The organism is Ruegeria sp. CF8 (assembly GCF_056537285.1).
Map to the genome: position 1 here is coordinate 148,507 of NZ_JBQFRG010000009.1, position 21,333 is coordinate 169,839.

The window sequence follows — 21,333 nt, forward strand, 5'->3', positions numbered from 1 at the left end:
AGCGGGGCGATGATTTCGCCCCGCTCTTGAGGATCAAGTTCCTGATTTGATCTTGGTCCACATACGCGTCACCAGACGCTGCGTTTTCTGCGGGTATGGACCTTTAACATAGGTATTATTCATTGCATCAGCAGAAGGATAAATCGCCGGATCATTGATCACGTCCTCGGCAAGAAACTCCTGTGAAGCTTTGTTCCCGTTTGCGTAGTAAACATAGTTCGACGCGGTCGCCATGTTCTGCGCGTCGAGCATGAAATCTATGAACTTGTGCGCACCTTCAGGATTGGGTGCGTCAAAAGGCACAGCCATCTGGTCGAACCACATTTGTGATCCTTCCTTAAAAGCGTTGTAAGCGATCTCGACACCGTTTTCGGCTTCTGCAGCACGGTCTCGCGCTTGCAGCACATCCCCCGAGAACCCAACTGCGACGCAAATGTCACCATTGGCCAGCGCGTTGATATATTCTGAACTGTGGAACTTGGTAACGTAGGGACGAACGGCCGAGAAAACCTCTTCAGCCTTTGCGATATCATCCTTTTCCGCCGAGTTCGGATCGAGGCCAGCATATACCATTGCGGCAGGAACCATCTCGTCGGGAGCATCAAGAAAGTGCACACCACAAGAGGCGAGCTTTTCCATGTTTTCCGGGTTGAAGATCAACTCCATTGAGTCGAGCGGAGCATCATCACCCAAAACTTCCTTTACTTTATTGACATTTACGCCAAGTCCGGTCGTACCCCACATATAGTTAACCGAGTGTTTGTTGCCGGGGTCGAACTGCGCCACACGCTCGGCAATAACATCCCAGGCATTTCCGATGTTGGAAAGTTTGGACTGATCCAGCTCCTGGTAAGCCCCGGCTTCGATTTGGCGGCCCATAAAGCTACCGGTCGGCACCACGACATCATATCCGGATCCACCGGCCAGAACTTTTGTTTCCAGCACTTCGTTGCTGTCGAACACATCGTAGATGAGGGTCAGACCAGTTTCTTCCTCAAATTTGCTCAGCAGATCTTCGTCGATATAGTCGGACCAGTTGTAAACACGCACTTCTTCAGCGAAAGCCGCCGAAGTCCCCAATGCGATAACCGCTGTCATGGTCAGCGTTTTGATTGTCATATTCTTCTCCCTGCAAGTGTACGGCTATTTTCCCGTTTTTTTTGGATTTGATCAAGTTTTGCGTTTTCCCCCGATCCAGCGTATGGTTTCACGAGGTCTGTCACCTGACAAGTCAGGGTTAGTCGAAATAGGATGAACCAATTGGATTTGATCAAAAATAAGGCATCTGCAACTCCAACCGACGGCGGGAAACAGCCCGCGCACGAGCAGGTTTATCAAACTCTCAGATCTCAAATCCTGTTTGGGGAACTGGTCCCGGGGCAGCCTGTCACCATTCAAGGTTTGACTGATTCGCTGGGTGTTGGAATGACCCCGGTACGCGAAGCAATCCGACGGTTGATCTCGGATGGGGCACTGGTGTTTCAGGGCAACCGCCGCGTCAGCGTTCCACTTTTGAGCGCCGCGGATATCGAACAAATGATATTTGCCAGAATTTCAATAGAATCAGAGCTTTCCAGACGCGCGACCGGCAATTTGCAGGCGGAAGATATCGATCATCTGGAACGCATCGACAAGCATTTGGATCGTATGATCGCGGATGGCGACGTTGGCGGGTATCTGCGTTTGAACCAAACGTTTCATGAAACGCTCTACTCCCATGGCAATGCCGCGATCCTCAGTGATCTTGCCGAAAGGCTGTGGTTGCGCTTTGGCCCGTCTTTGCGGGTTGTTTGCGGTCGCTTTGGCACGCAGAGCCTTCCTGACCGACACAAAGATATCATCACTGCCTTGCGCAACGGCGACGCTGAAATGGCGGCAAAAGCAACGGCTCAGGACATTGAGCAAGGTATGGAGCTGATCTCGGAGTCTCTCAATTCCGCCTAATTACCTCCGATTCGATTGACAGTGTAAAATTTGATCATATTGTGATCCCCAACTGCTTTTGTGGGAGAATCTCTGATGTCCACCATCACCAATCATATGCCGACCGCAGAACTTCAGGCGCTGGATGCCGCGCATCACCTCCATCCGTTTTCCGCCAATGGCGCGCTGGGTCAGGAAGGTGCGCGTGTGATTACCCGGGCCAAAGGCGTTTACCTGACCGATAGTGAGGGTGAAGAGATTTTGGACGCCATGGCAGGTTTGTGGTGCGTCAATATCGGGTACGGTCGCGATGAACTGGCAGAAGTCGCCGCGCGCCAGATGCGTGAACTGCCCTATTATAACACATTCTTCAAAACGACCCACGTTCCGGCCATTGCACTGGCCGCAAAGATTGCCGAACTGGCGCCAGGCGATTTGAACCACGTCTTCTTTGCTGCGGGCGGGTCCGAGGCCAACGACACCAATATCCGTCTGGTGCGCACCTATTGGGCCGAAAAGGGCCAGCCGGACAAGAACATCATCATCAGCCGCCACAACGCTTATCACGGGTCTTCCGTGGGGTCTGCTTCGCTGGGCGGCATGGCAGGGATGCACGCGCAAGGTGGCATCCCGATCCCGAACATTCACCACATCAACCAGCCCAATTGGTGGGCCGAAGGTAGTGACATGTCGCCCGAAGACTTCGGACTGGCCCGCGCACGCGAGCTGGAAGAGGCTATTCTGGAACTGGGTGAAGACCGAGTGGCCGCCTTTATCGCCGAACCTGTGCAGGGCGCAGGCGGCGTGATCGTAGCGCCTGAGTCCTACTGGCCGGAAATCCAGCGTATCTGTGACAAATACGACATCCTGTTGATCGCGGATGAGGTTATCTGCGGATTTGGCCGTACCGGCAATTGGTTCGGCTCGCAAACCGTTGGGATCAAGCCGCATATCATGACCATCGCCAAAGGGCTTAGCTCGGGCTACGCGCCGATCGGCGGGTCCATCGTGAATGACGAGATCGCCCAAGTGATCGGCGGCACCGAGTTCAACCACGGCTACACCTATTCCGGCCACCCTGTCGCCGCTGCTGTGGCGCTAGAGAACCTACGCATCCTCGAAGAAGAGAAAATCGTCGAGCATGTCCGAGACGTGGCAGCGCCCTATCTGAAACAGAAATGGGAGGCGCTGGCCGATCATCCACTGGTCGGTGAGGCCAAGATCGTTGGCATGATGGCGTCGATCGCGTTGACCCCAGACAAGGCCAGCCGCGCCAAGTTCGCATCTGAACCGGGCACCGTGGGCTATATCTGCCGCGACCGTTGTTTTGCCAATAACCTGATCATGCGCCATGTTGGCGACCGGATGATTATCTCACCGCCACTGATCCTGGCCCCGGCAGACATCGATGAGATGTTTGTGCGGATCCACAAGTCGTTGGACGAAGCACAGGCCGAGATTATTGCACAGGGTTTGATGAAAGCGGCGTCTTAATCGGCGCGGTCGGGAACACGGAAAAGGCGGCTGGAATGGCCGCCTTTTGTTTTTTGGGCTTGGCCAGGTGATACTGTCCGGATTAGCCCTTGTTAGACATTCCTTTTTCCCGGGACGTTAGGATCCTTTGTGTCGCTGACTCAAGACCTCGAACTCATTCTGGACGTTGTGAAACGAACCGACCCAAGCTTTGCGACGGTCGATCCAGGAAAGATCGACGCCAATATCGAAGTTGCGCGGAATCACGCGTTTCAGAATGCGCGAGAGCAGTTCTTGCTGTCGGCAATGCGCCTCTTTGCCCTATCCGGGAACGGTCATACGCGCCTGATCCCGAACGACCCGATCTCAGTCCTGCCGCTGCGATTTGTGAGCTTTGGAAGATCGGTTTTTCTAACCAAATCCTCAGCGCCACTTGCGGAATTTGCGCCCAGCAAGCTGCTCGCCGTTAACGGCACACCAGTAGAAACGATCGAACGCGCGGCAGCCTCTCTTCTGTCGGGAACGCCGCAACGAAAGCGTGTGATTGGACCTTTGATATTTGCATGGCCAGCGGCGTTGGCTGAACTGGGTTTCGCACCATTCGGCCATGAGACACAGTATCACCTTCAAGGCGCAGACGGGCGAAGACACACAGCAGGAGTGGCGAACAGCGATACTGTTCTGGCGTCAGAAATGTATCCAAGGAACGAACACGGCAAAGTCGATCCCCTCAGGAATGACAAAGGGTTCGCGGAAATCCACGACTGTTCTGAAAATGGTCTCGCTTTGAAGCTGCCAAGTTTCTTCGATCCCAGTGAAAGCGCGCTTGCCGAAGCAATCGACAAAGCCGCCACACAGGTTCGGGCCCGCCGCGACAATTTCCTTGTCATCGATGTTCGGGGCAACACCGGGGGCGACTTTTTGGCAACCATGCCTCTGATCGATGCAATCACCGAAAGCACCCAGCAGTGCGGATGCGCTGTGTTGGTGGATAAATTCACCTTTTCCGCAGCAATCGTCTTTGTCGCGATCCTCAGGTATCGGCTTGGGCACAAGCTGAAGATCGTCGGTGAAGAAATGGGCGACGGGCTCAGGTTCTTTGCGGAAGGCGGCTTGATCGAATTGCCGACCAGTGGCGCCGTTATTCGATACTCAACTGCGCTTCACGATTGGGAAACCGGTACGACGGATCAAACGACGCCGTCTGAAATCGCCTGTCAGCTCGTGCCGGTCCATAGGCTTGCAATTGATCGGGAATGGTTCTCGACACCGTTCGACACAACGCCTGAGGACACTGTCTACAAAAGGCTGGTTGAAGAATTGGCTTAACGCAGTTGCATAGTGCACAACCGGCTCAAGCAAACATAGTCAGCCCGCTACTCGGTCACCGCAGCCGATCCAACAGCTTCACAGTCGGATACCCGTCCGGGCGCAACCCCTGTGCCAGCTGATAGGCCCGCACGGCGTTGATCGTATTTGGTCCGGTACGCCCATCAATGCCTTTTGTGTCGAACCCGGCTTCGGTCAGGCGAGTTTGCAGTTCCTTTTTCTCGGCAAAGCTCAGCACCCGGTCCGCGCGCGGCCAGTTGGATTGAAACGGCGCGCCTCCGGCAAGCCGGTCAGACAGATGCCCGATCCCGATCACATAGGCGTCGGCCCCGTTATACGCTTCGATCACACTGAAATTATCAAAGATCATCAAGGCAACGCCCTGCCCTCCGGCCGGAAGCAGGATCGCCGCCTGACCGTGGTCTGGAACAGAGTTGCCATCGGTTCCAACAACACCCTGTGCAGCCCATTCGGACGGCATCCGGGTGAAGTCTCGCCGGGCCGAAGCGTAATCAAAGCCTGCGGGCAATCGCACCTCAACCCCCCAAGGTTGTCCCTTGGTCCAGCCGTGTTGTGCCAGATAAGACGCCGCCGAGGCCAACGCATCCGTTGGATCATCTGACCAGATGTCGCGACGGCCATCCCCATCAAAGTCGACCGCGTGATCCAGATACGAGGTCGGCATGAATTGTGTATGGCCCATCGCACCCGCCCAGCTGCCTAACATGTTTGCAGCGCTGACATCACCTGCCTGCACAATCTGCAGGGCAGCGATCAACTGGGTTTCGAAGAACTGAGCACGCCGTGCGTCAAAGGCCAGTGTCGCCAGAGACCTGAGAGTGCGGCTACTGCCACGATAGGACCCAAACGAGGTTTCCAGCCCCCAGATTGCCGTTACAACCTCTTTCTCGACACCATATTCAGCCTCAATCTGCTTCAGCACCTGCCGGTGCCGTTGCATAGCAGCACGCCCGTTGGACAATCGCGTTTCCGAAACGGCCGAGTCCAAATAGGCCCAGATCGGTTTTGAGAATTCGGCCTGATTTCGATCCCGTGCGATAATGTCTTCGTCAAAAGTTATATCCGAGAATACCCGAGACAGCGTTCCTTGCGATATTCCCTGCTGCCGCGCCCGATCCTGAAACGCGCTCAGCCAGACCTGAAACCGCGCTGCCGCAGCCGCAGAGACCTGTAGCGCCTCAATCGATGGTCGCGGAACGGGTCGGAGCGAAACAGCCAAGTCTGCCGAGGCCAGCTGGATCGTTTCACCAAGTATTTCGCCACTCGACCATATTCCCGTTTCTACTGTGTCCGCCTGCACCATGGATGCCCATAATGCGACGGTCATGACGCCGCCTACGCATTTATGCATACCGATTTTTCCTGATTACTGCTCAACCCTAAGGTAGCGCAAAATCGGCAAATCACAAAGCGCTCAAGCACCAGTCCCGCAGTCTTGTGCTTCGCGGTCTGCACGGATGCGGGCCAGCACATCGCGCAGCATAGGCACCCTGTTTGGCCTAAAGCTTTGATCCGTAACACACATATCCTGCATCCGGTCCAGGCGAAAAACGCGGAAATCCTGCCTTAGATGACACCAGCTGAGCAACACATTCGAGCGATCCATATAGACGATGCTAAGCGGATCTACGCGCCGCCGCGTGGCCTCTCCTTTTGCGTCGGTATAGGAAAACTCTACCGTGCGTTCGTCCCAGGCCGCCTGCCGCAGGGTTGAAGCGTCTATCGTCGGTGCCGGAGGGCGATTAAATCGGGTGGCCGCCAAAATTGCATGACTCAGCCGGTGCGACTGACGCGGTGGCAAGCGGCCCTGCAACTTCCGCAGGGCAGCACTGGCGGCATCCGCCAAAGCCGGATCACCAATGACCTGAACTTCGCGCAGGCCCAGAACCAGCGCCTCAAGCTCATCATCGGTGAAGCCCAGCGGAGGCAGCGTCGCATCCTCGATCAGAGTAAACCCAAACCCCGCCTCGCCGTCGATCACAGCCCCCAGACCACGCAGCGCATCGATATCGCGGTGGACGGTCCGGGCAGACACATCCAGGTCCTGCGCCAACTGCGCCGAGGTTTTCGGCGACGGGCCAGAACGCAGGGCCTGCATCAATTGGAACAGTCGGGCTGTACGGGACATGATGCACCCTAGATTAAACCTGATGTCAGAAGCTGTCATCAGTCCAATTTACACACCAAGCATCCTCATAGACGGAGCAAAGTGATGTTGACCCTTCTCACCTATCCTTCTGCCTTCGGCCTGTTCAGTGCCAGCCCGTTCTGCGTCAAAACGGCTTTGATGCTGCAACATTCCGGCCTGAAATGGCAGCGCTCTGACATGCTGGATCCCCGAAAGATGCCGCATCAGAAACTACCCGTTCTGCGCACACCTGAGCGTCTGATCCCCGACAGTGACCAGATCCGTGACTGGCTGGAACAAGACCGGGGTGCGGATTTCGATCATGGGCTGACAGATGTTGAAAAAGCGCAATCCCGCGCCTTGGTCAGGATGGCCGAAGAACATCTGTATTTTCATATCGTTCTGGATCGTTGGGGCAATGACGACGTATGGCCGATCCTGCGCGAAACCTTCTTTACCGGGATACCAGCCCTGATCCGCAAGCCGGCGTCCAACGCAATTCGAAAGTCTGTTCTGAAAGGGATCACGTCTCAAGGGATTGGGCGGTTCTCGCTGTCCGAACGGTTGGACAGGGTTGAACGCGATCTCGAGGCGATCTCGGCCTATCTTTGGCAATCCTCCTTCCTGCTGGGGGATAAGCCGACGTCTGCGGACATGAGCGTTGGCCCAATGCTTGCTGCAATGCGCGCAACACCTGCGGATACCCCGCTGACCCGGCGCATCAAACAGGATAATGTGTTGAACAGTTACGTGGACCGGATGGAACAGGCGATACCCGTTTGAAACCTTTTGATAACCCCAAAGTCGCCGCAGCATTCGAAGCCCTGCCCCCGCCCACGCGCGCAGGAGCCTTTGCGCTGCGTGACCTGATCTTTGACACGGCAACAACTCTGCCCGCCGCCAACCCGCTGCGAGAGGAGCTGCGCTGGGGCCAACCTGCGTACCTGGCGCCCAAAGGATCAACGATCCGGCTTGGGGGTCACAAATCGGCAAGTTTCGCACTGTTCGTGCATTGTCAAAGCCGATTGATGGGGGACTTCACCTCGGCCTTCCCGGGTGAGGATCGCATTGACGGGACCCGCGCCGTTCTGTTCGACAACCCGCGCCAGATAGATCCGAACCGCCACGGGTGGTTGATCGCCCAGGCATTGACCTATCACCTCTGACGGCGCTTGCGTTCCACCTTGCGCTTGATCTTGTCCTTCTTGCGCTTGGTGCTGACAGCCTTTCGGCGGGTCCCCCGTTTGGCGGGCCCGCGTCCGCGCGGCAGTGCCTGATCGTCGATCGACAAGAGTTCCAGTTCCAGGCCACCGGTTACAGGCGTCGCTTCTGTCAACCGTACTGTGACGCGCTGGCCGATGGCGATGATCAGGCCGGTGTCCGACCCCATAAGTGTCCCGGCCTCGCGGTCAAAATGAAAGAACTCACGCCCAAGCGAACGCACTGGCACCAGCCCATCCGCGCCGGTCTCGTCCATCTTCACAAAAGCCCCGAACCGGGCGATGCCGCTGATCCGGCCAGAGAACTCATTGCCCACCCGCTCGCTCAGATAGGCTGCCAGATAGCGATCAGTTGTGTCCCGCTCGGCCATCATCGAGCGGCGCTCGGTGTCCGAGATGTGCGTGGCTGTCTCATCCAAGCGCATAATTTCATCTTCAGTCAGCCCGTCCTTGCCCCAGCCATGGGCCGAGATCAGAGCGCGATGTACGATCAGGTCGGCATAGCGGCGGATGGGTGAGGTGAAATGTGCATAGTTGCGCAGAGCCAACCCAAAATGCCCGAAATTTTCAGGGTTGTAATAAGCCTGTGCCATCGACCGCAGAGTGGTCAGGTTGATCAACTCCGCGTCCTCTGTCCCCGCAGCCGCGTTCAGCAATGCATTCAGATGCCGGGTCTGCAATACCTGCCCTTTGGCCAGGTTCAGACCCGCCGCCTGCGCTGTTTCCCGCAAGCTTTCCAGCTTTTCAGGCGCGGGTTCCTCGTGCACGCGGAACAACAACGGGCGGCGCTTGGCAATCAGGGTTTCAGCAGCGGCGACATTGGCGAGGATCATGAACTCCTCGATCAGCTTATGGGCGTCCAGCCGGTCGCGGAAAGCAACACTCGTCACTTCGCCGGTTTCTGACAGGACGATCTTGCGTTCGGGCAGATCCAGTTCTAGCGGCTGCCGCACCGCACGGGCCTTTTTCAGGGCAGCGTAAGCGGCATAGAGCGGTTTCAGCACCGGCTCCAACAACGGCCCGGTGCGGTCGTTGGGATTACCGTCAATGGCCTCTTGTACTTCTGTGTAATTCAGCGAGGCGGCCGACCGCATCAGACCACGCACAAACCTGTGCCCAATCTTGTTCCCATCCGCATCGATCTGCATTCGCACGGCGATACAGGCGCGCGGCACCCCTTCGTGCAGGGAACATAAATCGCCCGACAACCGATCCGGCAGCATCGGCACCACTCGGTCAGGAAAATAGCTGGAGTTGCCCCGCTTTCGCGCCTCACGATCCAGGGCCGAGCCCGGCAGGACATAAGCGGACACATCTGCAATGGCGACCCAGATCACGTGCCCGCCGGGGTTCTTGGGATCATCGTCGGCATGGGCATAGCATGCATCGTCATGATCCCGCGCGTCCGAAGGGTCGATGGTGAGCAAAGGCATTTCCCGAAGGTCTTCGCGGCCCTTCAAACCAACAGGCTTGGCCTTGTCGGCTTCGGCAATCACCTTGTCGGGAAAATCATCCGGAATGCCATGCTGATGAATCGCGATCAGTGACACCGCCTTGGGCGCGGTCGGATCACCCAAGCGCTCAACAATGCGCGCCCGTGGCAGACCCATGCGGTTTTTGGGTCCCGCCTGTTCAGCTTCTACCAACTCGCCGTCTTTGGCGCCCAAAACCGCGCCCTCGGGCACCAGCCATTCAGAAGAGCTTGCCTTGTCGATGGGCACAATCCGCCCGCCCTCGGCCCCTTTGCGGAAGATGCCGACGATCTTGCGCGGGTTGGTCCCGATGCGGCGGATCAGGCGGGCCTCGTAATTGTGATCTTCTTCATGCACCACAGTCAGGCGGGCCAGAATTCGGTCGCCTTCACCCAATGCCGGATCGCTTGCGCGGGTGATCAGAAGAACGATGGGCTCGACACCTTCGCCATGCCATTCCAGGGGACGCGCGAACAAATCGCCATCGGTGTTCGGTGCCTTGACCTGCAGCACGCTGACCGGCGGCAGGCGATCCGGGTCACGATAGCTGCGCTTGCGCTTTTCCAGATGCCCTTCTGCCTCAAGCTCTTTGAGGATGCGCTTGAGATCGATCCGATCCGCGCCCTTGATGCCAAAGGCTTTGGCGATATCGCGTTTCGACGTTAGGGTTGGGTTCGCCGAGATCCAGTCCAGGACCTCCTGCTTGGTGGGGATGCGAGTCATATCTTCGGCCTATCACGCGTTTGCGACCGCGTCATGATCAAAAAACTTCAGGCTTTAAGATCGGCCACCGTATCCACATCGCGCAGGTGATCCAGCAACGAAACCCGCGCACCGGGAACCGTGGCCAACGTGTCTGCCAAAGCGTGCTGGGTCGACCAGCGTACATCGCGGAATAAACCTGTCGGCAAAGCAGCGTAGCGTTGCGCGCCGACCAGCCAGTACCCCCCATCCGGTGCAGGGCCGAACACCATTTGAGACCGCCCCAGCGCATCAAAAGCACCGGCAATATGTCTGCGCGAAATCCCCGGAATATCGGCACCAATCAGGCAAACCGGACCTTTAGGCATGCCCCGCAGCATGCGACCCATGCGCTGTCCAAGATCACCACGCCCCTGTCCCGCGCGCGACAGGTCAGCTGGCCAGATACGGCTGGTCAGACCCTCGGCATCTGGCGCCACGGCAAGGACGATTTGCCAACGCGGATCACGCAGCCGACGGATCAAAGACCGGGTCTGATGCCGGAACCACCAGGCCGCACCAACCATGCCGATATCACGCCCCAGCCGCGTTTTCACACGGCCCGGACGCGGCTCTTTCACCATGATCACCAATGTGCGCTGCATGGCTCAGGCAAAATAGTCCGTCAGGATGCGTGTATAGATCGCCTTGAGCTGTTCGATCTGGGCCACCTCAACGCATTCATCCACCTGATGCATGGTGCGCCCGACCAACCCGAACTCGACCACCGGACAGTGGTTTTTGACGAAACGCGCATCCGATGTGCCCCCTGTTGTCGACAACTCGGGCGTGATACCGGTTTCCGCTTCGACTGCTTTGGCTACCAGATTGGAAAGTGACCCCGGCGGGGTCAGAAAGCTTTCCCCAGAAATCTTTATTCTTACGTCCACCTCGACGCCGTACTCGGCGGCCACCTGATCCGCCTCTGATCGCAACCAATCGCTTAGGCTTGCACCTGAATGCAGATCGTTGAAACGGATATTCACCGCGCCGCTGCACCGGACTGGGATCACGTTGGTGGCAGCATTCCCGGTGTCGATCGTGACCACTGCCAATGTAGAGGCGTCGAAGTGTTCCGTGCCCTGATCCAGCTCGTGACTTGCCAGCCGATCCATCAGCCGCGCAATCGCAGGCAGTGGGTTCTTGGCCCGATGCGGATAGGCCGAATGCCCCTGAATGCCAGTGATCGTGAACCATGCCGTCATCGAGCCGCGACGGCCGATCTTCATCATCTCGCCCATCGTGTTCGGGCAGGTGGGTTCGCCGACCAGACAGACCGACATGCGCTCATCCGCGCTGTGCATATAGTCGAGCAAGGCAGTGGTGCCGTCCAGCGCATCACCTTCTTCATCACCGGTGATCGTCAGGATGATGGCCCCGTCCGGCGGCGTGTCGCGCACGAAGTCTATCGCAGCCGCAGCAAAGGCCGCAACGCCCGATTTCATATCGGTGGTGCCGCGCCCGTACATCACACCATCCCGCACTTCAGCCCCGAAAGGCGGCATTTTCCAGGCCGCTTCGTCACCCACCGGAACAACATCGGTATGACCGTTGAACCCAAAGCTGCGCGCATGGCCTTTCTGTCCCCAACGCGCGAACAGGTTACTGATACCCCCACGGTCAACACGCGTGCATTCAAAGCCCGCATCCCTCAGAACCGACCCAAGTAATTCAAGCGCGCCGCCCTCTTCAGGTGTGACCGATGGGCAACGGATCAGGTCGGCTGTCAATTGAACGGGGTCGGTCATGCAGGGGCCTCAGAAACTACGTCTTTTGCGGGTTCGCGCACAGATTCAACGAATTGGCCGGTTTTCCAACCCCAATCGACAAAAAAATCCATCATCTCAATGCTAAGATGTCAAAGCGATACCCCAACAAATCATGACAATTTACCTAGCGACCACCTTGCCGTGTGACACACAATCGCGTTACAGGGCCGCGAAACAGGTGAATTGAATATGAAGCGCGCTTTTTACGCTCTGATCTGCCTGACTTTCGCCGTCATCGCACAGCAGAGCCTGGCACAGTCCCTTTCTGTCACAACCGTGACCCGCCCTCCGTTTTCCTATGTCGAAGACGGGGCGGAAACGGGTTTCTCGATGGACTTGCTGGCGGCACTGGCCGAGTCGCTGAATTGGGATTACACCGTCAACCGCGTGGACGCCTTTGCCGATATGCTGGGCGCTGTGCAGGACGGGTCTGCGGATCTTGCCATCGCCAATATCTCGATTACGGCGATGCGTGAAACGCAAATGGATTTCAGCCAGCCGATCTTTGAGGCCGGGCTGCAGATCATGGTGCCGTCAGACGCAGTGCGCCAGCCTTCCTTGGTACAGGCACTGCTGTCCAAAGAACTCTTCATCGCTATCGGTCTGGCCTTTGCCATTCTCCTTGGCGGCGGCATGTTGATGTGGAGCTTTGAGCGCCGCGCCCAACCCTATTTTGACCGCAAACTGAACGAAGCCTGGTTTCCATCGTTCTGGTGGGCGCTGAACCTGGTTGTGAATGGCGGCTTCGAGGAACGTATGCCCCGTACCCCGTTTGGGCGAATGTTGGGGGTCGTGCTGGTTGTATCGTCCTTGTTCATCGTATCGGTTTTTACCGCACGCATCACCTCGGTCATGACGGTGGACGCGATTACCGGCAGCGTGAACTCGGTCAACGATCTCTATGGCAAAAATGTCGGCACCATTTCCAACTCGACCGCGGCAAGTTTTCTAAACCGGCGTGAGATCGAATTCACCGGCTATCCCGGGCTGGAACAGATGCTGGACGCCTTCAAGGCCGAAGAACTTGACGCCGTCGTGTTTGACGCGCCTGTCCTGTCCTATTTCGCCTCGCATGAAGGGCGGCGGATCGCGTCCATGACAGGTGGCATCTTCCTGCGCGAAAACTATGGCATTGCCTTCCCGACAGGCTCACCGCTGGTCGAGGATGTCAATCAGGCCTTGCTGGCACTGCGCGAAGACGGAACCTATGACGAAATTTACCGCAAATGGTTTGGGATGCGGAACTAGGCTTCTGCCTCGTCTCCGAAAAACGGCGTCATCTGCGCAACGATTACCGCGTTTTCATCCAGCGCACGCTGCATCAGGGCACGCTCGTCCGGTTCGATATCGTGCCCCTGCGCCTCGCGTTCGGCTAATGTGCCATACCCGGTGACGTCCAGCGGTGCTGTGTCGGCCTGCTTCAATATCGCCACCGTCTCGCGCACGGCCTCGGCCTCATCGACGCCACTGGCATAGCATATCAACGCCGCGCCGGTTGCCCCTTCGGGCAGCCCGTCACCATCCTTGCGGCCGATCTGGACTAGAAGAGTATAAACTTGCTGGCGCGAAGGTTTCTTTTGCTTTTCCATGCGCAGGGCCATAGCTGCGTGCCCGCCGACGGTCAAGAAGCCCGGAATTGCAGACAGGCAATCTGGCGTCCATAGTGCCGGGAAACAGCCGAACCGTGACAACACAGGACCGTTTTATGACCTATCCCGATTTCATTGCAGCATTTCCCAGCCTCGATGTCCCCTTCCCGGAAGATGTCGTTCAAACGGCTGTGATACGTTCGGAGGCAGGATTGGTCGCGTTTTTCACATTTCTCAAAGACTTCGAACTGCCTGCGCATTCCCACAAAGCCCAATGGGGAACGGTAATTGAAGGCGAAGTTGAATTGACTATTGGATCCGAGACCAAAACATACCGACCGGGCGACAGCTATTCGATCCCGTCAGGTGTTGAACACGGCGGCATAATCAAGGCGGGCACTCGGGTGATCGACGTTTTTGAAGAAGCGGACCGCTATCCTATCAAAGGATAAGGGCAAACGACTCACTAAAAATGCGGTTCCGAATTCGGCCCTGGGTTGAGGCGTTTGATCACGCAAACTCATGAAGTGAATCCGGCACATTAATGCCACAATTTTGCCTTATTTTGGGCCAGTTCTCGCTGACCGCAACGCTTCGCTGGCATTTCAAAAGAGTTTTTTCATGCCCCTTCTACGCTTGGGGTACTGCACAAGCCATTTTTAACACCGGAGAATTAAGATGAGTGTTCTGTCCAAACTGATGACGACAACCGCAAGCGTGATCGCACTTGCCGGAATGCCTGCTGTAGCCCTCCTGACCATTGCGACAGCCGATGCAGCATACGCTCAGGAAGCTGGCGGAGATAACGAAGGTGGCGGTGAAACCGAAGGCGGTGGTGATACCGAAGGCGGTGGCGATGCCGAAGGCGGTGGTGATGCCGAAGGCAGTGGTGATGCCGAAGGCAGTGGTGATACCGAAGGCGGTGGCGATGCCGAAGGCGGTGGCGATGCCGAAGGCGGTGGTGATACCGAAGGCGGTGGCGATGCCGAAGGCGGTGGTGATACCGAAGGCGGTGGCGATGCCGAAGGCGGTGGTGATACCGAAGGCGGTGGTGATGCCGAAGGCGGTGGCGATGCCGAAGGCGGTGGTGATGCCGAAGTTGACGCAGAAACGAACGCAGGAAGCTCAGACGTTGAAGCGATGCAGGGCGAAAACCGCTGATCCGCTTGCGGCGGTCTACTGAGCTAAACTACATGCTCGAAACAGATAGCATCTGAAGATTTGACCTCGTTTGATACCAATTGGAACAAAGAAAAAAGGCCGGAGACGCTATGCTCCGGCCTTTTTGCAATTTAGGCCCACGATCAGTCGCGCAACAACTCGTTTATCCCTGTTTTTGAGCGGGTCTTTTCATCCACCCGCTTCACGATCACGGCGCAGTACAGGCTGATGTTGTTCTTCGAAGGCATCGAACCGGCAACGACCACCGAATAGGGCGGCACTTCGCCATAGGTGACTTCACCGGTTTCACGATCGACGATCTTGGTGGATTTACCGATGAACACGCCCATACCCAAAACCGAACCTTCGCGGACGATGCAGCCTTCAACTACTTCCGAACGTGCACCGATAAAGCAGTTGTCTTCGATGATGGTCGGGCCGGCCTGCATGGGTTCAAGAACACCACCGATACCGACGCCACCGGACAAGTGAACATTCTTGCCGATCTGCGCACAGGATCCGACTGTGGCCCATGTGTCGACCATGGTGCCCTCATCGACATAAGCGCCCAGATTCACAAAAGACGGCATCAGAACCGCGCCGGGTGCGATATAGGCCGATTTACGAACCACGCAGTTCGGCACGGCGCGGAAGCCTGCGGCCTGCCACTGGCTTGCGTCCCAACCGGCGAACTTGCTGTCCACCTTGTCCCACCAGCCACCAGCCTGCGGACCACCGGACTGGATTTCCATATCTTTGATGCGGAAGCCCAGCAGAACCGCTTTCTTGGCCCACTGGTTCACGTGCCAGTCGCCATTCTCAAGCTTTTCCGCAACGCGCAGCGACCCGCTGTCCAGCGCGTTCAGCGTATCCTCGATCGCTTCGCGCTGTTCGCCGGTGGTGGCGGGCGTGATTGTGTCGCGCGCCTCCCAGGCGGCTTCGATGGCGGCTTCCAGTTGCGCGTTGGACATGGGGCGTCTCCCTACAGAATCTGTTCGTGTCGGTTTGGCCTATACGCAAGTGGAACCCATGGCGCAATGCGACGAACACAGGTCATTTTGCGTCTGAAAGGTCTGGAATCAGCTGGCGCGGCGGATATGGCGGGTCAGGATACCTTTTGCAGTGCTCAGGTCCTTGCGCTTGAGGGCCTGAACAAGTGCCGCGTGATCCTTGTCCACCTGTTGCACCCATTTTGACCGCCAATGCGCAAACAGATGACGGGCGCTTGCGATGTGCAGATCGTCGATGGCGTGTAAAAGCCGGGGCAAGCCGCACGGCGTCAAAATGGCGCGATGGAAGGCTCGGTTCAAAGCTTCCCATTGCGGCATCGTCTGCGCCTCATCACAGGCGATGCGTGCGTGATCGATCTTGTCCAACGCGACCGGAGACATGTTCTGCACCGATTGCTGCAACGCTAGGGTTTCCAGCGCCACGCGCATTTCGATCACCTCACGCACCTCAGCCGGGTCCAGCGCAGTGACGCGCATCCCGCGGCGCGGCTCATGCCGGGCCAACCCATGCGCCTCAAGCCGCAACAAAGCTTCACGCACCGGGACATGGCTGGTGTCAAACTGGCGGGCAATATGGTCCTGCCGCAGCTTTTCCCCGGCCTCAAGCTCTCCGGTGATGATTTGCTGGCTCAGGTTTTGGTAGATCGTGTCGGAAATCGTAGCGGACATGGATTATAGATAAAATCCGCCCTACCCGTTAACAAGCCGATAATTCACCCGGCAAGCGGGTCTGGCGCAATATTCGCGCCACATACCAGAACGGCAACACGTTCGCCCGGTTCGGGCTGGTAAACACCCGACGTCAACGCCGCCAATGCCGATGCACCCGCAGGTTCCACCAGAATGCGATGGCTCTGCCAAAGCGCCTTTTGCGCATCCGCAATCGCGTTGTCCGATACCAGAACCGAGCTCATCCCCTGCGCCAGATCGAAACAGATCTGTCCAATCCGCCGCGCGCCCAGCGCATTGGCTGCAATGCCCGAGACCGAGACATCCACCGGCTCACCCGCCTGCAACGCAGCGCTCAGCGCGCAAGAGGTCTCAGGTTCGACTGCAACAACCTTGCGCGCACCGTCAAACCACGCCAAGGCCCCGGCAATCAGACCGCCGCCGCCAACGGCAACCAGAATAGTATCGGCCTGAAGGCCCTGAGCATCCCACTCGGCAAAACAAGTCCCTTGCCCTGCCACTGTGGCCGGTGCGTCATAGGCGTGAATTTGCATGGCACCGGTAGCCGCCTCGTGTTCCTGCGCCGCGGTCAGCGCGTTGGCGTATTCGCCAGATACAACGCTCAAATCCGCACCGGTTTGCCGGATCAAAGCGATTTTCGACGGGCCTGCCAGTTCCGGCACGAATATCTTTGCGGGATAGCCCAGCGTCTGCGCGGCATACGCCGCCGCCGCACCATGATTGCCACCAGAGGCCGCAACCAAACCGGCTTGTGGCACCTCCATGCTGAGCAGCGTGTTGAACGCCCCCCGCGCCTTGAAACTGCCGGTGTGCTGCATGTGCTCGAGTTTCAGCTCGATCGGATAGCCCGGAATGCGGCTTTCCATCACCGGGGTCACTTGCGCATATCCGGCGATACGGTCGCGAGCATTTGAAATTTCACTTTTCCAATTCATTCTTGTCTTTCCGTGACTGGCGCTCTGATCGCGAACCCTATAGCTGTTTGTCAAACACGCAAGCAGGGATCGATCACCAATGAGAGAAGACCGCCACAACCCGTTCCGCGACGCGCAGACCGACCGCTCGACCGCGAGTGAGGTTCCGGACACGCCGCAGACGCGTTCACCTGCCTATCGCCTTGCCTTTGCCGATGACGAATTCCTGTGCCGGGACGAATTGCGCCCGGTGCGTCTGCAACTGGAATTGCTGAAACCCGAGATGATCATGACCGAGCGCGAGATCACCTCGACCATTGTAATGTTCGGCGGCGCGCGCATTCCGGAACCGTCGCAGAAACACACCGCTCGAACTCAGACTCTGGCCAACTTGTCGGAATACTATGACGAGGCGCGTGAGTTTGCTCGGCTGATGACCGAGAAATCCAACGAAACCGGATGCCGTGAGAACGTGATTGTCACCGGCGGTGGTCCCGGCGTGATGGAGGCCGGAAACCGTGGCGCGCAGGATGCGGGTGGCTGTTCGATCGGCTTGAACATCGTGCTGCCGCACGAGCAAGCGCCGAACCTCTATGTGACGCCGGACCTCAGCTTCAACTTCCATTACTTTGCCATTCGCAAGATGCATTTCCTGATGCGCGCCCGCGCCATCACCATCTTCCCCGGCGGTTTCGGCACGATGGATGAACTGTTCGAATCCCTGACCCTGATCCAAACCGGGCGCATGGACCGCGTGCCGTTCCTGCTGTTTGGACGCGAATTCTGGGAAAAGGTCATCAATTGGGATGCCCTGGCCGATGCAGGCACCATCTCGGACGAAGACCTCGACCTGTTCCGCTTTGTCGATACCGCGCAAGAGGCGGTCGAGATCATCGAGAACTGGGAACCCGCCCCGCCCCGCGACGAAATTCCGGGGCGCTGAATCATGGCTTCTAAACCCGGAGAGATGCTGCACCTGCGCGGCAATGCGTTGAACGCCGGTGAGCCGGTAACCCTGCCGCTGACCCAAAGCAGCATGTACCACCTGCCCGGCGTGACGGAAGGTTTGCGCACCTATGGCCGCGTCGACAACCCAACCTGGGAGCATCTGGAACATGTTCTGGCCCATCTGGAGGACGCACCCTGCCTGACATTCCCTTCGGGGATGGCGGCGATCTCGGCAGCGTTGTTTGCGACTGTGAAGACCGGATCACGCCTGCTGATCCCATCGGATGGGTACTACGTGACACGCCTGCTGGCTGCCCAGTTCCTGTCCGGTCTGGGGGTTTCAGTCACCGAACGCCCGACAACCCGTTTTGCTGACGGCGGGTTTGACGGGTTCGATGTGGTCTTTCTCGAAAGCCCTTCGAACCCCGGACTGGACATGATGGACCTGCCTGCCATCGCCTCGGCTGTTCGCCTGGCTGGTGGCATCACGATTGCCGACAACACGACCATGACCCCATTGGGTCAACGGCCATTGGATATGGGGATCGACGTGGTTGTGGCGTCAGATACCAAGGCGATGGGCGGGCATTCCGACATGCTGATGGGCCATGTGGCCAGCCGCAATGGGCAGATCATGGACCGGGTAGGTGAATGGCGCCGGGTGTCCGGCTCAATTCCTGGCCCACACGAGGCATGGCTGCTGCATCGCGGGCTGGAAACGCTGGATGTACGCTTTGACCGTATGTGCACCTCGGCACAGGTATTGGCGGAACAATTGGCGGCACATCCCGCAGTGAAACAGGTCCGCTATCCAGGTCTGCCGGGCGATCCATCCCACAAACTGGCGCAGGCACAGACGGCACGCTTCGGGTTTCTGCTGTCCCTGACACTGGAAAGTGAAGAGAAAGCCGAAGCCTTCATTAACGATTGTCCCCTTCTGCGCCCCGCCACTTCTTTCGGGGGCGTCCACAGCTCAGCCGAGCGGCGAGCGCGCTGGGGTGACGATGTTGACCCGGCTTTCATCCGCCTGTCCGTCGGATGCGAGCCCGTAGAAGAGCTGTGGCAGGCCATCGAGACCAGCCTGAACGCTGTGTGATTATTTCTTGGCTTCGCGCAGTTCCTTGAACACGTAGATCGGCAGCACCACGCTGGCGACCAATGCCCCCAGCCAGACCAACAACGTTGCTCCCAATAGGTTTGCAACCCCACCCACGGTCAGCCCGGCGGTGATCAGGTCGGTGACCAAAAGACCTACAAAGGTCACGATCAAAGCAATGCCGCCCTTCAGCGCAGGCGCTTTCTTTTCACCCAGCTTCAGGATCAGGGGTTCGGCAATCAGCTGCACGACGGTGAAGACGATTACGACGACGATGAAAGAGATCGGCTTGATCGCAAATCCTGACAACAACAGCGAGGCAAGCAACAACCCAATGGCATTCCCCGCCAGCAGAGCAAGAGCCGACTTAATTCTACGCGACATTGGACGATCTCCGTCAATCAACAATTAGAAACATGCAGATGTTAACAGACCTGCAGGATTTTACGAGGCAATTCAATCGCCTCTTCCTTTTGACCCGTTGAAATCGCATGGTAGAACACATTCATCAAGATCAGACCTGTCCCTGAGCCATGAGTGTGAGATGAGCGACGATCCCTATTCCGTTCTTGGCGTGACCAAAGACGCCAGCGCCGCCGATATCAAGAAAGCCTATCGGCGCATTGCCAAGGAATGCCATCCGGACCTAAAGCCCGGCGATGCCGAGGCTGAGGCCAAGTTCAAGGCCGCCGCCGCAGCCTACGATCTGCTGAAAGACCCGGAAACCCGCGCGCGGTATGACAATGGCGAGATTGACGCTTCGGGTCAGGAGCGCCCGCAACAACAATATTACCGCGAATATGCCGAAGCCGCTGGAAACCCCTATCGCGGACGTCAGGCCGACCCGGACGATATGTCCGACATCTTCGCCGAATTCATGCGGGGCCGTGGCGGGTTTGGCGGCCAGCGTACACAGGAGTTTCATGCGCCGGGGCACAACCTGAACTATTCCCTGCAGATCAGCTTTCTGGATGCCGTGTTCGGGGCCAGCCAGAAACTGACCCTGCCCGACGGAGACCGGATCGAAGTCAAAATCCCCGCAGGTATTACCGACGGCCAGACCATCCGCCTGCGCGGCAAAGGGGCACCGGGATATGGTGAAGGCCCTCCGGGCGACGCTTTGGTAACTGTTTCGGTGGCCAGTCATCCGGTCTTTGATCGTCACGGCGACGACATCCACATTACGCTGCCCATTACCATCGACGAGGCCATCCTGGGTGGCAAAGTCCCCGCCCCAACCATCGACGGTGGTGTGAATGTCAGCGTCCCTGCGGGCACCAGCAGCGGTAAAACGCTGCGACTGCGGGGCAAGGGTGTCAAAAAACGCGGCTCGTCCGAACGCGGGGATCAGTTGATCGAACTGACCGTCTCGATGCCCGACAACATTGATGACGACCTGAAACAGTTCATGGAGACCTGGCGCGAAACGCACAGCTACGATCCGCGGAAAGGAATGCCGTCATGACCCTGACCGAGAAGGAATTGATCGAAACCGTCGCGCGGCTGACCTCGGACCGGCTGACCGAGTATCTGGCGGCCGAAATTGTGATCCCCGAACAATCCGACCAAGGGCTGGTTTATCACAGCATCGACGTCGCCCGTCTGGAACTGGCCTGCGAGTTGCACGAACAGTACGACATGGAGGCGGATGCGCTGTCTATGATGATCTCTCTGATTGATCAGATGCACGGGCTGCGGGCCGAATTGCGCGAGGTTTTGAACGCGGTCGAGGCACAACCCGAACCGGTGCGCCAGCAACTCGTTGAGGTGATCGGCACAGCGCGGTTCCGTCGCAGATAACGGGGTTTTGGACTCGACCCATTTGGCGTAGAAGGCCGCCTTGATCCTT

23 protein-coding genes are annotated in these 21,333 nt (G+C 57.8%); 12 read left to right on the plus strand and 11 right to left on the minus strand.

Going from position 1 to position 21,333, the window contains the following annotated elements; translation table 11 throughout:
• Positions 1 to 33 precede the first annotated feature (33 nt).
• The gene (locus ACR0EV_RS19065) at positions 34 to 1,119 is read right to left on the minus strand and encodes a polyamine ABC transporter substrate-binding protein (RefSeq protein ID WP_480801551.1); all 1,086 of its coding nucleotides are present in this window, start codon (positions 1,117 to 1,119) and stop codon (positions 34 to 36) included.
• Between the two features lie 141 nt (positions 1,120 to 1,260).
• On the opposite strand from ACR0EV_RS19065, the gene ACR0EV_RS19070 reads away from it, so the two are divergent.
• The 3 genes from ACR0EV_RS19070 (at position 1,261) to ACR0EV_RS19080 (ending at position 4,725) form a co-directional block, all read left to right on the plus strand.
• Positions 1,261 to 1,944 carry a GntR family transcriptional regulator gene (locus tag ACR0EV_RS19070; RefSeq protein ID WP_480801552.1) on the plus strand — a complete coding sequence of 228 codons (684 nt, stop codon included), beginning with the start codon at positions 1,261 to 1,263 and terminating at the stop codon, positions 1,942 to 1,944.
• A gap of 75 nt (positions 1,945 to 2,019) precedes the next feature.
• Entirely contained in the window at positions 2,020 to 3,417 is a 1,398-nt protein-coding gene (locus ACR0EV_RS19075; protein WP_480801553.1) for an aspartate aminotransferase family protein, read from the plus strand.
• Between the two features lie 129 nt (positions 3,418 to 3,546).
• Positions 3,547 to 4,725, plus strand: coding sequence for a S41 family peptidase (locus tag ACR0EV_RS19080; protein WP_480801554.1), 1,179 nt, complete (start codon positions 3,547 to 3,549; stop codon positions 4,723 to 4,725).
• Between the two features lie 55 nt (positions 4,726 to 4,780).
• On the opposite strand, the gene ACR0EV_RS19085 is transcribed toward ACR0EV_RS19080, so the two are convergent.
• Both ACR0EV_RS19085 and ACR0EV_RS19090 read right to left on the minus strand, forming a co-directional pair.
• A complete protein-coding gene (locus ACR0EV_RS19085; protein WP_480801555.1) occupies positions 4,781 to 6,073 on the minus strand; it encodes a lytic murein transglycosylase in 1,293 nt (430 codons plus the stop codon).
• An 87-nt stretch (positions 6,074 to 6,160) separates the two neighbouring features.
• Positions 6,161 to 6,874 carry a helix-turn-helix transcriptional regulator gene (locus ACR0EV_RS19090; RefSeq protein WP_480801556.1) on the minus strand — a complete coding sequence of 238 codons (714 nt, stop codon included), beginning with the start codon at positions 6,872 to 6,874 and terminating at the stop codon, positions 6,161 to 6,163.
• Positions 6,875 to 6,958: 84 nt separating this feature from the next.
• Here ACR0EV_RS19090 and ACR0EV_RS19095 point away from each other — a divergent pair, with 84 nt between their 5' ends.
• The gene (locus tag ACR0EV_RS19095; protein ID WP_480801557.1) at positions 6,959 to 7,657 is read left to right on the plus strand and encodes a glutathione S-transferase family protein; all 699 of its coding nucleotides are present in this window, start codon (positions 6,959 to 6,961) and stop codon (positions 7,655 to 7,657) included.
• Entirely contained in the window at positions 7,654 to 8,040 is a 387-nt protein-coding gene (locus ACR0EV_RS19100; protein ID WP_480801558.1) for a DUF1801 domain-containing protein, read from the plus strand. The genes ACR0EV_RS19095 and ACR0EV_RS19100 overlap by 4 nt, the downstream gene beginning before the upstream one ends.
• Here ACR0EV_RS19100 and rnr read toward each other — a convergent pair.
• Genes rnr through dapE form a run of 3 tightly spaced genes read right to left on the minus strand, consistent with a single transcriptional unit; the run spans position 8,031 to position 12,055 of the window.
• The gene (gene rnr / locus ACR0EV_RS19105) at positions 8,031 to 10,289 is read right to left on the minus strand and encodes a ribonuclease R (protein WP_480801559.1); all 2,259 of its coding nucleotides are present in this window, start codon (positions 10,287 to 10,289) and stop codon (positions 8,031 to 8,033) included. The two genes, ACR0EV_RS19100 and rnr, sit on opposite strands and share 10 nt — an antisense overlap.
• A gap of 47 nt (positions 10,290 to 10,336) precedes the next feature.
• Positions 10,337 to 10,912, minus strand: a complete 576-nt coding sequence (locus ACR0EV_RS19110; RefSeq protein WP_480801560.1) for a TIGR04282 family arsenosugar biosynthesis glycosyltransferase — start codon at positions 10,910 to 10,912, stop codon at positions 10,337 to 10,339.
• 3 nt (positions 10,913 to 10,915) lie between these two features.
• Positions 10,916 to 12,055: a succinyl-diaminopimelate desuccinylase gene (gene dapE / locus ACR0EV_RS19115; RefSeq protein ID WP_480801561.1), complete on the minus strand. Its 1,140-nt coding sequence runs from the start codon at positions 12,053 to 12,055 to the stop codon at positions 10,916 to 10,918.
• A gap of 210 nt (positions 12,056 to 12,265) precedes the next feature.
• On the opposite strand from dapE, the gene ACR0EV_RS19120 reads away from it, so the two are divergent.
• Positions 12,266 to 13,324, plus strand: a complete 1,059-nt coding sequence (locus ACR0EV_RS19120; RefSeq protein WP_480801562.1) for a transporter substrate-binding domain-containing protein — start codon at positions 12,266 to 12,268, stop codon at positions 13,322 to 13,324.
• Here the strand turns inward: ACR0EV_RS19120 and ACR0EV_RS19125 are convergent.
• The gene (locus ACR0EV_RS19125; protein ID WP_253284805.1) at positions 13,321 to 13,677 is read right to left on the minus strand and encodes a hypothetical protein; all 357 of its coding nucleotides are present in this window, start codon (positions 13,675 to 13,677) and stop codon (positions 13,321 to 13,323) included. The two genes, ACR0EV_RS19120 and ACR0EV_RS19125, sit on opposite strands and share 4 nt — an antisense overlap.
• A 104-nt stretch (positions 13,678 to 13,781) precedes the next feature.
• Between ACR0EV_RS19125 and ACR0EV_RS19130 the strand changes: the two genes are divergently transcribed.
• Together ACR0EV_RS19130 and ACR0EV_RS19135 are read left to right on the plus strand one after the other, a co-directional pair.
• Positions 13,782 to 14,117: a cupin domain-containing protein gene (locus ACR0EV_RS19130; RefSeq protein ID WP_480801563.1), complete on the plus strand. Its 336-nt coding sequence runs from the start codon at positions 13,782 to 13,784 to the stop codon at positions 14,115 to 14,117.
• A 226-nt stretch (positions 14,118 to 14,343) separates the two neighbouring features.
• Complete coding sequence (locus tag ACR0EV_RS19135; RefSeq protein ID WP_480801564.1) at positions 14,344 to 14,826, plus strand: hypothetical protein; 483 nt, start codon at positions 14,344 to 14,346, stop codon at positions 14,824 to 14,826.
• A 143-nt stretch (positions 14,827 to 14,969) separates the two neighbouring features.
• Here ACR0EV_RS19135 and dapD read toward each other — a convergent pair whose 3' ends face one another.
• From dapD to ACR0EV_RS19150, 3 genes are all read right to left on the minus strand, one after another.
• Positions 14,970 to 15,797 carry a 2,3,4,5-tetrahydropyridine-2,6-dicarboxylate N-succinyltransferase gene (gene dapD / locus ACR0EV_RS19140; protein ID WP_171105853.1) on the minus strand — a complete coding sequence of 276 codons (828 nt, stop codon included), beginning with the start codon at positions 15,795 to 15,797 and terminating at the stop codon, positions 14,970 to 14,972.
• Between the two features lie 108 nt (positions 15,798 to 15,905).
• Positions 15,906 to 16,505: a GntR family transcriptional regulator gene (locus tag ACR0EV_RS19145; protein WP_480801565.1), complete on the minus strand. Its 600-nt coding sequence runs from the start codon at positions 16,503 to 16,505 to the stop codon at positions 15,906 to 15,908.
• A gap of 44 nt (positions 16,506 to 16,549) precedes the next feature.
• On the minus strand, positions 16,550 to 17,461 hold the full coding sequence (locus tag ACR0EV_RS19150) for a threonine/serine dehydratase (protein WP_480801566.1): 912 nt from the start codon (positions 17,459 to 17,461) through the stop codon (positions 16,550 to 16,552).
• Between the two features lie 79 nt (positions 17,462 to 17,540).
• Here ACR0EV_RS19150 and ACR0EV_RS19155 point away from each other — a divergent pair, with 79 nt between their 5' ends.
• Entirely contained in the window at positions 17,541 to 18,383 is an 843-nt protein-coding gene (locus ACR0EV_RS19155) for an LOG family protein (protein ID WP_480801567.1), read from the plus strand.
• Positions 18,384 to 18,386: 3 nt separating this feature from the next.
• Complete coding sequence (locus tag ACR0EV_RS19160) at positions 18,387 to 19,484, plus strand: cystathionine gamma-lyase (protein WP_480801568.1); 1,098 nt, start codon at positions 18,387 to 18,389, stop codon at positions 19,482 to 19,484.
• On the opposite strand, the gene ACR0EV_RS19165 is transcribed toward ACR0EV_RS19160, so the two are convergent.
• Entirely contained in the window at positions 19,485 to 19,868 is a 384-nt protein-coding gene (locus ACR0EV_RS19165; RefSeq protein WP_480801569.1) for a hypothetical protein, read from the minus strand. It lies immediately after the preceding gene.
• A 160-nt stretch (positions 19,869 to 20,028) separates the two neighbouring features.
• Between ACR0EV_RS19165 and ACR0EV_RS19170 the strand changes: the two genes are divergently transcribed.
• Entirely contained in the window at positions 20,029 to 20,949 is a 921-nt protein-coding gene (locus ACR0EV_RS19170) for a DnaJ C-terminal domain-containing protein (protein ID WP_480801570.1), read from the plus strand.
• The gene (locus tag ACR0EV_RS19175; RefSeq protein WP_480801571.1) at positions 20,946 to 21,284 is read left to right on the plus strand and encodes a hypothetical protein; all 339 of its coding nucleotides are present in this window, start codon (positions 20,946 to 20,948) and stop codon (positions 21,282 to 21,284) included. Before ACR0EV_RS19170 ends, ACR0EV_RS19175 begins: the two co-directional genes overlap by 4 nt.
• Positions 21,285 to 21,333: the final 49 nt, after the last annotated feature.